Origin of the sequence: Methanobrevibacter sp. (assembly GCF_045646045.1) — an archaeon.
Lineage (GTDB): Archaea > Methanobacteriota > Methanobacteria > Methanobacteriales > Methanobacteriaceae > Methanocatella.
In genome coordinates, this window is the sequence record NZ_JAZRJY010000060.1 from 1 (window position 1) to 16,236 (window position 16,236).

Here is a 16,236-nt window from a genome sequence, read left to right on the forward strand (position 1 = left end):
TAATTAAAACTGGCTTTGGGAATATGATTATAATCCGTGTAGACAGTAAATGATGATGAATCAAAATGAAGATGTCTAAACAATCCTTCACGACCCACTCCGTTTTCTTTTAATGAAACGGCAGTTTTATGGCTTGCGTAAAATGATACATCAATGTTTTGGGATATCAATGATGCGCCAACAGCCAATCCTATTGCACCCGCTCCAATTATTAAGACTTTAATTTTAAACACCTATATCAATGGTTTAGGACTATTGCTAAAATCCTGAGGATAATCTTTTGCGCTTAACTGCTTGTTGATATATTTTAATCTCACATCCAATAACCTTTTGCCCTCATCAGTTACGGCATATAATGGAACCTTATTTCCAGAGTAATATGGTTTTCTCTGCTCTGCAGTTTCCCGAATATATTTTGAAGAGCAGCCAGATATTACATCAGCATAATCAAAAAGCATTTCAGCTTCCTTTTTGCTGACACCTGTTGTGTGGGCTACGAAAATATAGACATTTACATCTTCAGGCCTCGGATATTGCCTTAAATCCTTAATCAGTTCAGTTGGAATAATTGTTACTGCAATATTTTTATAACCTCTTTCAATAGCCATTTGCAATCCTTTAATAGGATTTAATTCAGCTGTTTCAGGATTTAAAACATTTTCAATCCCAACATTATCCATTACTTCCTTGATAGGCGTTGTGCTTATCAATGCAGACACTCTGCCTCCAACACCCTGAACTATACCGGGTTCGCTCATCAGCAGTGTTCCTACACCATCACAAGCCCCCACAACACAATCAACATATCCCTTTTCCATGTTTGTTCTTAATGTTTCACTAGTTCCGAAACTCATGGTGTCTGGAACATCTATTGACCTTTGTGGAGTGCACATTCCAAATTCGCTGATTCTTTTTGTTATATTGTTTTTAATGAATTCTTCTGTCAATTCTCCGTTATCCTGATATTTTTCAAATATTGAACAATAACCAACCTGAGGTTCGCCGATTGATGTGATTTTGCCATTTTCAATTATTACTTCTGCTTTTCCCAATGCTTCTATTACATGTTTGTCCTGCATGATATCACTACTCTTAACAAGTGTTATATATGTATAGTAATAAATACATTTTGTAAGCAAAAACTTACCACAAGGTGAACAATGAACATAAAAGACTATGACGATAACTGTCCAATAGATGATACATTAAAATTAATTTCAAAAAAATGGGTAATTTTCATTATCAGAGATCTATTTTTGGGAAAAAAACAATTCAGTGAATTTAAAAATGAAAAAAAGCTAAGCAATAGAGTATTGACCGACACATTGAAATTTATGGAAGATAATAATCTGATTGTTAAAAAAACTTTTGAAAATGACCCTAAAACAGAATATCAATTAACCTCAAAAGGATTTAACTTAAACAAGATTCTCTACATGATGTTTATCTATGGTTTGGAAGAGGTAAACAGTGGAAATTTTGATGAAAAAACAAAAACAGAACTTAAAAACGAATATTTAAAAATCTTAGATTTAAACAATGAAACTAAACTTATTTACTAGATTAATTTTTGTTGTCTATCAATATAGCTAGGTTCCCTAACCTCTTTTACAACATCACTCTCTTTAACCTTACCAATCAACAGTGGTGAATCTGGATTATGCAACTTCAGATTTTTTTGGCTTGTTTCATGTTAGAGTTAGCACAATTTTAACAGTATGATGTGATTTACAACATAGATAGATAGTAATCCTTATTTCAAAATGAATTTTACCTCTTCCAGATTATCAGCAATATTTTACAACTAAATCTAGAAAAATCCTCAGATTGACGGAATGCAGAAAATTCTAGTACAAAATCAGAAAGTTTATATTATTTTAACATCAAACATTCATATAACATTTTAATATTTTTACTAAACATATTAATATTTAAGTTTCACATTATATAATAATTTTTTAACTTTTAAATTAAAAATAAAGAAAAAGTAGAACGAATAAAATTCATGTCTCAAAACTAGTGAAAATACAAATCACACAATTTTTTGAAATTAACAAATGTTTATAAAGAAATGAAAAAAAATAATTAATTAAAATAACTATAAAAAATCAAAAATACTGAAAGGATGCATTTATGGATAAAAAAGGTATGTAATAATACTAACTTGAATGAGGTAAAATCAACATAGAGATAAATCAACCCGCTTACAGCCTTAAAGTTCAATCATCCCTAAAAGGAGGATTTTCCTTGAATTGTTATGACATTAAATTTTTAATAAATCTTGATGAATACGACGATTCTGTCATTAAAAATGTTTTAAATAACAGCAAGAATATTTTTAATTGGCAATTTGATAAAAATTTTGATGCGAAAATAATTGAGGAAGATATCAATTTCCAAACAAGGGATGTTTCTAATTTTGAAAACGAGAAAATTGAAAAAATCATTCATTCATTTTTTAATTTTACTTTCGATGAAGTTATTGATGTTCCTCTTTATAAGTTCCTAGTTCTAAAAAATAATAAAAAATTAAAAATTCTTGCAAATATAAGTTCATTGATATTTGATTATACATCAATAAATGATTTTTACGAATTATTTGATGATTTGAACAAATCTTATCCAAAATATGATTTATATTCTCATTACAGTAATGTTAAAGATTATTTAAATTCTTCCGGTTTTAAAAAGGATTTCAACTACTGGAAAAAGCATATTTCAAATGCAAGCACAAATGCAAAATTCCATAATCTAAAACAGGACAAATATAAATCCCAAATAATCAATACTCCTAAAGATTCTGTTCTTTCTTTCATTAAAAACAATAACTGTTCTTTATTTGATTTTTATGGAAGCATTTTTTCATTATATTTATCATACATTGACAGGCTTAAAGGTTGTTTGTTAAAAACCATCATTCCAAGTGACAATTCAAACTTATTCGATAAAAATACGCTTTTAAAGATAGATGTCAAAGACAATGATTCGTTCAGTGATTTGTTAAATGAATTCAATTCCTCTTTTAAAAATGCTTTAAATCATACTAAAATTGATATTGATAATTATTTAGATGAAAATTTCTCTTATTATTCCATTTATAATTTTAAAGAATTGAATAAAAACATTACCATCTATAATGGTGAAAATTCGGCTTTAACATTGAACATCTATGAAAATTCCATAGAACTTATTTATAACTGTGATTTGTTTTCAGACGTTTATATTGAACACATGATTGGCAATATTGAAAGTTTAATAAATAATATTTTAAATTCACCTAATCAGCTTATCTGTGATATTGATATTCTTTCAAATGAAGAAAAAGCATTGCTTTCAGATTATTGCAAAGGAAAAACAGTTGAGTTTGATAAAAATAAATATTTATCCAATGCTTTTCGTGAAAATGCCATAAAGTATCCCGATGCCATTGCAGTTGATGATGGAATAAATAAGATAACTTTTGGAGAGTTAGAAAAATCAAGTAACTCAATTGCCAATGATTTACATGAACTTTATGACATCGGTTTAGGAAGTCGTGTTGCTTTAATGCTCCCCCGCACTTATCATGTTCCGGAACTGATGTTGGCATTGAATAAAATTGGAGCCACATTTATTCCAATTGATATTTTTTATCCCATTAAACGTATTGAATACATGCTAAACATGAGCCAAACTGAATATATTGTTACAACTAAAGAAATTGCAAATTCATTTGATTTAAAAGAAGAGATTATCCCTATTGAAGATTTAAATCGTACCAATAATGTTGATGTTGATATTGTTACTCGCGGTGATGATTTATTCACAATTATATTTACATCCGGAACCACAGGACTTCCTAAAGGCGTAATGGTTTCCAACAATCAAATTCCTGGCGTGGGCACATCTTTTAAAGAAATTTTTAACTATTCACAAGGAGATGTAATTGGCCATTATCTCGGATTTACTTTTGTTGCGGGATTTGTAATTTATGCAGCATTATATTATGGAGGATGCTGCAGAATATTCAATGAAAAAGAACAAAAAGACAGTTTACTGCTAATTAAAGAGCTTAAAGAAAAACATATGAATAGTTTAATATTGCCACCAAGTATCGGAATCCCAATTTATGAAAATGAAGATTTACAATTAGATTACCTCGTTTTAGCAGGTGCAAAACTAAACGAATTAAGCAAAAAAGAAAGACAGACAAGATTAATTAATTTTTATGGAACAACAGAAATAATCTGCGGAGTAACTAAGACATACGATTTAAAAGATATCAAGGACAATAATGTGCCTCTTGGTAGGCCTGTTGCCAATACATGGATTTATATTTTGGATGACAATAATAATCAAATGCCAATAGGAGTACCTGGCGAGATATGTGTGTCTAACAATTATATAAGTCCAGGATATCTAAACAATCAAGAATTAACTGATGAAGTTTTCATTGACAATCCCTATTCTACTTGTGAAGACAATAAAATAATATATCGTACAGGAGACATCGGATTTTATAACTTTGATGGTGAAATTGAAATTATCGGGCGGGAAGATGATCAATTATCTGTTAGAGGATTTCGTATAGAATCCAAAGAAATATTAAACATTATCAATAGCTTTAAAGAAATTTCAGACGTTTATATTGATGTAGATAATGATAATTTAATTATGTATTATACGGCAAATGATGATTTGATTATTGAAGATGTCAAAGAAGCTTTAAAGACTGAACTGCCTGATTATATGATTCCTTCTCTTTTTATTAAATTAGACAAGATTCCTTTAAACATTAACGGGAAAATTGATAAAAACTCATTGAAGGCCGTTATAAATAATGAGGATATTGAAATAGATGATGAAGTTCTCCGATGTGTCGTTGATGCATTTAAAGAGGTTTTAAATTTAGATTTTGTTTCAATTGATGATGATTTTGTTTCCCTGGGAGGCAATTCATTATCGGCAATGAAATTGCAGTTAATATTAAAAGAAAAATTGAATATCAGATTATCTTCCAATGAAATAATAAGTCTTTCTACACCAAAAGATATTGCAAATCATGTCAAATTCAATTTAGATGATTATTTAATGGTTGATGAGAGCAAATACAGTTTTAATGAATTATGCCCATTGTCTGAATCACAGTTAAATGTATATTTAGATGAAATGGTTAATGATATGGGAACGGGATATAATAATTCATTTAAAATAGATTTTGATGACAAATATTCAGTTGAGGAAATTAAAAATGCTTTAAATAAATTAATTGAAGTATATCCTATTTTAAAGGCTCGTATTGTAGCCAATTCCAATAATTTGTCAGAATGTATTTTTGATGCAAATGTAGAAATTAAAGAAGGAACTTTAGATGATATTAACTCATTTGTAAGGCCTTTTGAATTGGATAAATCTTTATCCAGATTTTTGATTGTCAGTGACGAGCTTTCCACAAGCTTATGTATCGACATTCACCATTTGATTTTTGATGGAACATCACTAAATATTTTACTGGATAAATTGTATTCCCTTTTAAATAATGAGGATGTCGATTTTGTTGATAATGGAATTTTAAGACAAATAACATTTGAAAAGAATTTAGATTCCAAATATTTAAATGATGCTCAACAGTTTTTAGATGAAATGTTGGCAGATAGAGATAAAGCATATGATTTATTGCCTTCAATAGATAAAGATAACCAATTTGAGTATATTGATACTTTTAAAATGGATAATGAGATTTTATCTTCATTTTTACAAAACAAATCCTTAACTCATAACCAATTCTTTGCAAGTGTTTTTGCCTACACTTTATCAAGATTTACCGGATCTTCCAAAGTCCTGTTTAATCTTCTTGAAGACGGCAGAGGCCATATTGATTTATCAGAATCTGTCGGGATGTTTGTAAAAACATTACCTCTTTTGATAGATTGCAAAAATCAAAGCGTTGATTCATTTTTAGATTATTCAAGCACTTTAATCAATTCAGTTATGCAGTATGATTTATATCCGTTCTACGTTTTGGTAAATGAATATGACTTGAATACAAATATTTCATTCCAATATGCTCACGATATTTTTAAAAATGTAGCTGTACATCAATTGAAACATGACCTGCAAAGGGATTTGTCATTTTACATTTTCAATATGGGCCATGATGAGATGGAAATAAGAATATTCTTTTCCGATAAATATTCCAAAGAATTTATTGGACAATTTTTAAATGTATATAAATCAATTCTAAAGAGTATAATGGATGTTGAAGAGTTATCAGATATAAATTACACTCCAGCATCGGATTTGAAATTATTAGATTCTTATAATGAAACTGAGAATGCTTTAGAGTATAATGACATCCTGGATGCATTTAATGAAAATCTCTCCAAATATCCGAATAATAAACTTGTAACATATAATGACAATTCATACACCTATTCTCAAGGTGCTTTTATTGCTGATAAAATAGCTAAATCCTTATCTGATTTAGGTGTTGAAAATCAGGATTCTGTTGCTTTTTTAGTTGAAAGATCTGAACTGTACATGTTTAATATTCTAGGTATCTTGTCTGTCGGAGCGGTTTATGTTCCGCTGGATGATACCCAACCCGATAGTAGAATTAAATTCATTTTAGAGGATACTAATCCTAAGGTAGTAATTGTAAGTGATGAGACATATAATCGTGTTATGGAATTATCTGAAAATATAACTCTTTTAAATGTTTCCAACATTCTTAAGAAAGATTTGGGCAGGTTATCTAATTTACCTGTTGTTTGTGATGATTTGGCTTGTATTTTTTATACTAGTGGTACTACTGGTGTTCCTAAAGGTGTAAAGGTTACTAGAAAAGCCGTTATTAATTTTACCCACAATTATATTGAAAAATATGAATTATCTCAGAATGACATTATTGCTTTGTTTGCTTCAATCGGATTTGATGTGTCAATGGAGTCAATATTTTCTTCAATTTATGCTGGCGCTTGCCTGAATATAATTCCAAATGATATTAAATTAAATATGAATGGATTAAATAAACATTTCATTGAAAATGGAGTAACATACGCACACCTTCCAGCACAGGTCGCAAAATTATTTATAAACCAAAACAACACTTCTTTAAAACTTTTATGTACCGGCGGTGAAAAATTAGGTGAAATTGAAACAACCCCTACTTATCGTTTTGTTGACACTTATGGACCAACTGAAACATTTATTGATGTAACCAGCATTAACGTATCCGATAAAGTTGATTCTTCGTCAATTGGTCACCTGTTTGATAATACTAAAGCATATGTTTTGGATGAAGAAATGAGGCGTGTAACTGTAGGTGCTGTTGGAGAATTATATCTTGCAGGTCATCAGGTCGCTAAAGGATATCTAAACCGTCCAAAAGAAACAGATGAAGCATTTTTAGACAACCCATTTGAAGACAATGATGATTATAGTGTAATATATCGTACAGGCGACCTGGTAAGAGTTTTAAGTGACGGATCATTAGCTATTGCTGGCCGTAAGGACAGACAAGTTAAAATCAGAGGAAATCGTGTAGAACTATCAGAAATCGAAGCAGTCATTCGTGAAATCGATTTCATTGAAGATTTAACTGTTCAGACAGTTGAAAATGGCACCAATAATGAATTAGTAGCATATGTAACCACATCCAATGAAATGGATAATGATGAGCTTAAGGAAGCCATTTCCAGTTTTGTTGATGAACGTAAACCTGAATATATGATTCCATCATATGTAATTAAGCTAGATAATATTCCATTAAATGTCAATGGAAAAGTTGATAAGCATGCATTGCCTAAAGTTGATTTTGATTCTTTATATGCAGACTATGTTGCACCAACTAATGAAAAAGAAAAAAAGATAGTTGAAGCCTTTGAAAAAGTATTTGATTTGGATAGAATAGGCATATACGATGATTTTACTCGTTTAGGCGGTGATTCTTTAACTGCCATTAAGTTATTGTCTTATCTTAATGATTATAATATTACCGCTGCAGACATTATGAGTTTGCGCACCCCATATGCAATTGCAAATAATATCAGTGAAATTTCTTTGGATTTAGATATTTATTCATTGGAAACTGGATGTCCATTGAATGAACCTCAATTAAATGTTTACTTGGACATTATTGCTAAAAATAAATTTGATTCTTATTTAATTCCTCTTATCATGGACATTTCTAAGGAATATGATATTAATAGAATACAAGATACATTAGATATTATGTTTGAGACACATCCTATCTTAAGGATGCATGTCAGCGATGAATTTGATGTTCCATATCTTGTAAAAGGACCAAAACCAGATATTCGTGTTGAAAATAATTTTGATGAAAATTCAGCTATGGAATATTTAGCAAAACCATTTGATTTACATAACAGTTTATCCAGATTCCTAATTGTTGAAAATGATGATTGTTATTCATTATTTGCTGTTTTCAACCATATAATATTTGATAGAATGTCTTCTTCAGTATTTAAACAAGACTTTTTGAAAATTCTTGATGGTGAAGCTGTGGATGTGGATGACTCATTCTTAAAGTCATCCGCTTTTGCCAAACAAATATCAGATACCGAAGAGTATGTTAATGCGCACAAGTTTTATGATAAGATGCTTACTGATTCCAATGATGCAGGATTATTATTGGAATCTGTATCTTCTGATGGTCCTGGAGTGTCAGAAAGGGATTTAGGAATTGATAATAATTTATTAAAATCCTTCCTGGATAGATTAAATGTTAGTGAAAATGTTCTATTCACCAGTATATTTGCATACACATTGTCCAGATTTGTCGGCAGCGATAAAGTATTATTCAATATTTATGAAAATGGACGTGACAGATTTAATAATTACAATTCAATTGGCATGTTTGTAAATACATTGCCTCTTTTAGTGGATTGTAAGAATCAGGATGTCAGTTCATTCTTTGAATACATGTCCGATTTGACTTATAATGTAATGAGTTATAACTATTATCCATTCAGATTGCTTGCAAATGAATATGACCTTGATTCAAGTATTTCATTCCAATACTTCCCAGAATGGATTAAAATTGATAATGAATCTGGTGAAACCAAATTTAAAATAGACCAGGATACTATGGTATATGCAGAAGAGTTAATCAATGATTTTAATGCAGGCGTTATTCAAAGAGGCGAAAATTATATTTTAAATATCATGTATTCTGAAAAGTATTCAAAAGACCTGATAGACCGCTTTGTTGAATCATATAAGTCAATATTATCTCAAATAATGAATGTTGAGAGGTTGTCTGAAATTGATTTTGTTTCAAAATCAGATATAGAAATTTTAGACAGTTATAATCAAACTGCACATAAATTTGCCCATGATGATATTTTAGATCAGTTCAATGATAATTTAAAATCATGTAAAAATAACCTTCTTGTTGGTTATGAGAATGCCAGCTATACTCATGGCGAAGGTGCATTCATTGTTAATGAAATTGCAAGCAAATTGTTGGATTTGGGGGTTGAAAAACAGAACTTTGTTGGTTTATTTGTTGAGCGTTCCGAATGGTTCCTATTAGCACCTATGGCCACCCTATCAGTTGGATGCATTTATGTTCCAGTTGATGTTACATATCCTGATGAGCGTATAAAATTCATGCTGACAGACACTGATGTTAATGTAGTTATTGTCGCTGACGAGACAGAACGTCGTATGCTTAATATTATTGATGAAAATAATTTGGACATTAAAGTTTTAAATGTGTCAGGCATTCTTGATGATGAAATTGGCAGTTCGAATTACATTAATAGGGTTGATGTTGACGATAAGGATGTTGCTTGTGTATTGTATACCAGCGGTACTACAGGAGTTCCAAAAGGAGTTTTAGTCACTCGCAAAGCTGTAAATAATCTAGTTTCATGGTATGTGGAAGAAACCAACTTTACCTCTGATGATATTTATGGTATGCACTGTTCATATGTATTTGATATGCATGTTCATGGACTATATTCTTCTGTTATAACTGGTGGTGGTTTATATGTTGTTCCGGAGGATATCAGATTGGATTTAAAAGCTTTTAATGATTATTTCGTTGAACATAATTGTACCCATACTTTTATTACAAGTCAGGTGGGCAAATTGTTCGCTGAGTCAGGTATGGATACCACAATTAAACTATTGTGTTTTGGCGGTATGAAACTTGGTGAATTAAATGCTCCCGATTCCATTGGTTCGTTTGAATCGTATGGTCCTTCAGAAAACTTAGCAATTTCCACAAGTATTTTTGCTAATAAGCGCATGCATCATTCAAGTATTGGTCGTTTCATCAGTAATGTTAAAGGTTATGTATTGGACAACCAGCAGCGTAGATTGCCTATTGGTGCTGTTGGTGAGTTGTACCTTGCAGGCGCTCAATTGACACCGAGGTACTTAAATAGGAAAGATGAAAATGAAAAAGCATTCTTTGAGAATACATTTGATGATGAAGAGGGTTATGAACGCCTATACCGTACTGGAGATGTAGTTAGATTCTTGCCTGATGGTACATTAGGTATTGTTGGTCGTCGTGATAGTCAGGTTAAAATAAGAGGAAACCGTGTAGAATTATCTGAAGTTGAATATGTAATAAACAATATTGATTATTTGGATGAATGTACTGTTCAAGTCACAACCCATGAAGGCAATAACGAGTTAGTCGCTTATGTTGTTGTAAATAATGATTTGGATGGTGATGAATTAATTGATGCGGTTCGCAGTTATGTTGAAGACCGTGAACCTGCTTATATGGTGCCCTCTTTCGTTGTTCGTTTAGATGAAATTCCTTTAAATGTTAATGGTAAAGTGGATAAACGTGCTTTACCTGAAGTTGATTTTGGCCTATTGCATGCAGATTATGTTGCACCAAGAAATGAAAAAGAAAAAGAAATAGTTGAAGCCTTTGAAAAAGCATTAAATATTGATAAAATTAGTATATATGATGATTTCATCCGTTTAGGAGGAGATTCGATGACTGCCATTAAGTTATTATCTTATATCGACTCAGATGATATCACCATGGTAGATATTTTAAACTTCCGCACTCCTGAAGCAATTGCAAAAAACATTACTGACCTTTCCTTTGACTTGGATATTTATTCTTTGGAAAGTGGTTGTCCATTGAATGCGGCACAAATCAACGTATTGGCAGACGTAACCATTTATAATAAAGATAACGCTTATCATGTTCATAATTATATAAAGATTCCAAAAAAATACAGTCTTGAAAATATAACTGATGCATTGGACGGAATGTTAAATGCCCATCCAATTTTAGGTATGCGTTTAACTAAGGATTATGAAGTAAATGAAGAAAATAACATGAGCACTACACAGCTGCTTAAGGATTCAATAAGCATAGCTAAAAAATTTGGAATAAAAGACATAATGGGAATAGTCAAATCATACGGATTAAGGAATGTGAAAGGCCTTTATAACATGCTTATAACTGCCATGAAATTGCTTAAAGGAGAATATCCATATCTGAAAAAAGGACCAAAACCTCCAATTTCAATATATTCCAATTTTGACAGAGACATTATATTCGATTTTGCTTCTGAAAGTTTAGATTTATATGAGCATTTGTCCAAATTCATGATTATAGAATCTGAAACTTCATATTATTTGTTTTACGTAATTCACCATATTATTTTTGATGCTACTTCTATGGGAGTATTTGACCGTGATTTCCAGACCCTTCTTGATGGAGGAAGTATTGATTTGGACGATACATTTTTAAAAGCATCCGCTTTTACACATCACATAAAAAATACTGATAAATTCGACGAGGCAAGCGAGTTTTATGGATCCATGTTGGCAGATGTTAATGAAGCAGGAGTATTATTAGAAGACAATCCGTCAGAAGGATATAATATGACACAATATGAGTTGAACATTGATAAAAAAGCACTAAAAACCTATTTAAAAAATAATGGAATTAGTGAAAATATATTGTTCACCAGTGCCTTTGCATATTCGTTATCCCAATTTGTTGCAAGCGATAAGGTTATATTTACAATGATAGAAAACGGACGTGACCGCTTTGGTGACAATTTCATAGACATGACATCCAACGTCATGCCGTTATTGATTGACTGTAAGAATCAAAGCATAAATTCATATATTGATAATGTTTCAGAAATTGTTTATGGAGCAATGAAACATAGCTATTATCCAATCCTGTTACTTTATCAAAAATATAATTTTGAAGTTAACATTTTATTCCACTATGTACCAAATCGGATTTCACATGAGATTGAGGATATAGAAGACATTAACTCTTCAGAAATCATTAATGAAATTCTTAATACATTTGGAGACTTCATAACAGAATTCTTTGTTGAACTTATGCAATATGGTGAAAACTATACTTTAGTAATTGTAAATTCAAACAAATATTCCGATAAGATGGTTGAAGATTTCAAAAACACATTCATATCAGTTTTATCCAATATTATCAATGCAGACGTAACCGATAATTTAAGCAATCTTTTAAAATAAGGGTTTGTAAAAAATCCCATTCAATTTTTACAAAGCGTTAAATCCATATTTAGTGCAATAAAAAGAATACTCAACATGATAAACCAAAGCAGAAGCCACAATTATCAAATAAAGAAACAAAACTCAAAAATACAATCTACAACATCTACAATCAACTCAAATTCAATAAAAATGAGGTTTCTACAAAACCATAAAGCTTATTTAAAACTTGTTGAATCCAATTCATGAACTTGTTCTGGAAAAAAACATGATTTATGGAGTTATTGGTAAAAATAGACTTAGATTAACTTTTGTTGAGTGTCAATATGACTCATGAAATAGTTGTTCCACTTATCACATTTTGAAAAATTTTACTTATCAAATGCTCTCACTCAACTTTTTTTATATGTGAATAACATAGGTGATAAGTATGATGAACAACGAGCTACTAAAAAATTTAGCGATAAACTGCAACCACGCTGAGAGAACACAGCGTAACTATAGTAATGCATTAAGGAAATACAGCGAATATTATGGTATGAGCCTTCAGGAACTTCTTGATGAAGCTGAGGAAGATGAAAGAAATAATGTTAGATGGAAATACAGCCGTTTAAAAACTAAACTGCTTGAATACAGACATCATTTATTAGAAACTTCCGCATGGAATACTGTAAAAAAAGACATTACCATCATCCAATTTTTCTACAAATTCTATGACATTGAAGTGGGAAAACTACCTAGAATCAATCAAAAATCCGTAAAAAAATCTCAACCAATCTACTTCAAAGATTTGCCTGACAAAGAAATAATCAGAGAAGCATTTAAAATAGCACCACCATTAATGAAAGCAATAATTCTGTTTTCCGCATCCAGCGGATGTGCCAAAGCTGAAACATTAGGTCTGACCATTAAAGATTATATTGATGCTCTTTCAGAATATCTTCCCCGCAGGAAAAGAGACATTTATGATATAATTGATTATCTAAGTGATGCCGGCGATATTATTCCTACATTCAGGTTGTTAAGGAGAAAAACAAACAAATATTACATTACATATTGCAGTCCCGAAGCAGTTAAGGCTATCAATGGATATCTCTTAACCAGAGAAGATGAATTAACAGATGAAAGTCCGCTTTTTAAAATAAGTGAAAGGCGTCTGACTTATCACTATCAGAAAATAAATGATACCCTTAATCTTGGAAGAGTTGGAAACTACGGAAGATTCAGAAGCCACATGATGAGGAAATTTCATGCAAGCGCTCTTTATAATGACGGCATGAGTCTGGATAAGGTTAACGATCTGCAGGGAAAAGCCAAAAATTCAACAGATTCAGTTTACTTTATGACAAATCCTGAAGACCTGAAATATGAATACATTAAACATTTGCCAGCCATTACAATAAATACTGATGTTAAAAAGTTAACCATCAAATCTCCTGAGTTTATGCAATTGGAAAAAGAAAATGAAGTGTATCAGAACAGGATACATAAACTTGAAAGTGATGTGGCCAGTATCATATCACGTATGCCTGAAGCAGGCAAATAATCTATTAACTGAAAAGTGAAATTTATACATTTCACTATTCTTTACTTTTTTTGTTAAACACCAATTGTAAAAACATCGGTGTTTTATTTTTATGGATAAACAAATCAATATTGAATTAAACTATTTTTTAAACGATATTCAGTAAAATACAAAACAAAATGTTTATATATTCATTTTTACAGAAGTATAATTGCCATTATGGGATGGGAACAATTTTACGAAGTGAAAGCAATTTTTCACTCCCATACAACTTTCCCCCGTAATCCGCAAACAGTCAACATATGGAGGTAAAATATCGAGAAAAGCAATAAAAAAAAGATCATGAGAAAAGGATTATAAAAAATAATGTTATTTGAACAACGAGCTATAATATTATTTTTGATATAATCCTAAAGGGTCAGTGTGAGAAAAATAAAAATGATTAGCAAGTCGACAAACATGTTAAAAATTAATACTTTTCAAAACTTAACCCAATATCTAGTTTATTTTAAGGAATATATAAATATTGCCACATTAAACAAAGCAAAACTTATTTTATTCTAAATATTGGGAAAAGAACGGAAAGTTGATTTTACTCCAATACTATTTTTGTTTTTCAAAAACTTCTGACCCTGATGAGTTTTAGACCGTTGAATTTGCACACCCCCGTAATACAATGGGAAACAAGGAGATGAAAAAAATGTGCGGTATAATAAAACCCCGGACGGGTGAAGTAATTATTACAAATAACTTCCAGGCACTTGAAGAAGCTATTGATGAGATAACTGAAACAGAAAACATAAGAAATGAAAGGGAATTCTTTGAGATGTATAGAATCAAGATACTGAAACTGGATCAATAGCTTAGAGGTTGAAATGAAATCAAAAATATTAAAGGAGACTAATATGTTAGAGCAAGACGTGAATGGAGTGCCTCATGTTTTAGTCCCAAGAGACGTATGGGATGACATATGGGCAGTATTAATTTATATCAAGGATTCAGGTGAATTGCATGAATAGCTATTCACCATTCAAAAGACAGGTGGCTGAGATAACCACTCGCAATCAGTTCGATGACAACTACCACGGCATCCTCACCCACAGGGGCGAGATTAAGGTTGCCAAAGGTGATATGGAACAGGTTATCCTCTACATTGACGATGATGGTATTGTGCTTGTGGATGGCGGTAAAAAGGCCTACCAGACAATGATACATTCAAAGCTGTTGGGCTTGATTCATTATGCTGCTGCAGGTGACATTGGCCTAATCAAATTCATAAGGGGAGAAGCTTTCATTGTTGGATTTAGGAAAAACAAAGGAGATGACTGATATGCAGGAGACAATTCTTGAAATGCAGGAAAGCCTTGATGATAAACATTTCATCGCTTTCATATCTGCAAATGAAAATCCTCAATCTGTTGCATTGAAATCAGATGAACTGAAATTCCCTGACAATAAAACATTAGTAATCCGTAAAAAAGGAGGAATAACTAAAATAATTAACTTGAATTTAATTATTGAAATCTGCATCAGGAGATTTGGTCAATATGCCTAAACCAGCAAGATTATACCCGAAACCGGAACCAATGAAGATTAATCCAAAATTGGTTTTTATTGGAAGCACTGCATTTGCTATAATAATCGGATGGATTGGAATTGCAACAAGTACAGGGGGAGTCTAACTCCTCCAATAATATTTAAGGTGATAATATGGTAAAAGCTGAACTTATAGAAAATCCTCAGGAAAATGAGGTAATGAAAGTTGTTGATAACGTTCCCGATGTCGATACAGCTATTGAACAGTGGGACGCATATCAAAAACTCTGTAAAGGACTGTTGAACGAAACAGACTATCAGGAAATCATAGTCAAAGAAAAAGATGAAGCCGGCAACTATGTCAGCGTGAAAAGACACTTCAAAAAGAAATCCGCATGGCAGAAGCTATCCCGTGCATTTAACGTGGATACTGAAATAGTGGACCGTGACCTTGAGCGAACCAGAATGGGAAGGGTGCGTGAAGCCTACTACTGTGTTCGTGCAACTCTTCCAAATGGCAGAAGTGTCGAATCAGATGCACTATGCTCCAGAAGTGAAAAAGGAAAAGACAAAGTTTCCGATCACACTATCATGTCTACTGCAAAAACCCGTGCAACCAACAGAGCTATTGCAGAACTGATAGGGGCTGGAGAAGTCAGCGCTGAAGAAATGACAGCTGAAAAAATGGTTACACAAAACCAGTC

The 16,236-nt window shown here is 31.5% G+C and carries 10 protein-coding genes; 8 read left to right on the forward strand and 2 right to left on the reverse strand.

The annotated features are described in order from the left end of the window. A partial coding sequence (locus ACKI5C_RS03680; protein ID WP_407431865.1) for a ketopantoate reductase family protein occupies nt 1-233 on the reverse strand: 233 nt, incomplete at its 3' end. Next, nucleotides 234-1,079 (reverse strand): methanogenesis marker 8 protein, encoded by an 846-nt coding sequence (locus ACKI5C_RS03685; protein ID WP_407431866.1) that lies wholly within the window; start codon nt 1,077-1,079, stop codon nt 234-236. A gap of 81 nt (nt 1,080-1,160) precedes the next feature. Here ACKI5C_RS03685 and ACKI5C_RS03690 point away from each other — a divergent pair, with 81 nt between their 5' ends. The 8 genes from ACKI5C_RS03690 to ACKI5C_RS03725 all read left to right on the forward strand — a co-directional run. Further along, nucleotides 1,161-1,562 carry a winged helix-turn-helix transcriptional regulator gene (locus tag ACKI5C_RS03690; RefSeq protein WP_407431867.1) on the forward strand — a complete coding sequence of 134 codons (402 nt, stop codon included), beginning with the start codon at nt 1,161-1,163 and terminating at the stop codon, nt 1,560-1,562. Between the two features lie 685 nt (nt 1,563-2,247). Then, nucleotides 2,248-12,492, forward strand: a complete 10,245-nt coding sequence (locus ACKI5C_RS03695) for an amino acid adenylation domain-containing protein (RefSeq protein WP_407431868.1) — start codon at nt 2,248-2,250, stop codon at nt 12,490-12,492. Between the two features lie 409 nt (nt 12,493-12,901). Further along, a complete protein-coding gene (locus tag ACKI5C_RS03700) occupies nt 12,902-14,017 on the forward strand; it encodes a site-specific integrase (RefSeq protein ID WP_407431869.1) in 1,116 nt (371 codons plus the stop codon). 679 nt (nt 14,018-14,696) lie between these two features. Next, nucleotides 14,697-14,858, forward strand: coding sequence for a hypothetical protein (locus ACKI5C_RS03705; RefSeq protein ID WP_407431870.1), 162 nt, complete (start codon nt 14,697-14,699; stop codon nt 14,856-14,858). A gap of 149 nt (nt 14,859-15,007) precedes the next feature. Next, nucleotides 15,008-15,325, forward strand: coding sequence for a hypothetical protein (locus ACKI5C_RS03710; RefSeq protein WP_407431871.1), 318 nt, complete (start codon nt 15,008-15,010; stop codon nt 15,323-15,325). 1 nt (nt 15,326) lies between these two features. Next, complete coding sequence (locus tag ACKI5C_RS03715) at nt 15,327-15,551, forward strand: hypothetical protein (RefSeq protein WP_407431872.1); 225 nt, start codon at nt 15,327-15,329, stop codon at nt 15,549-15,551. Continuing rightward, complete coding sequence (locus ACKI5C_RS03720; protein ID WP_407431873.1) at nt 15,544-15,678, forward strand: hypothetical protein; 135 nt, start codon at nt 15,544-15,546, stop codon at nt 15,676-15,678. The genes ACKI5C_RS03715 and ACKI5C_RS03720 overlap by 8 nt, the downstream gene beginning before the upstream one ends. Nucleotides 15,679-15,898: 220 nt before the next feature. After that, nucleotides 15,899-16,236, forward strand: a 338-nt coding sequence (locus ACKI5C_RS03725; protein WP_407431874.1) for a hypothetical protein, incomplete at its 3' end; no start/stop codon positions are given.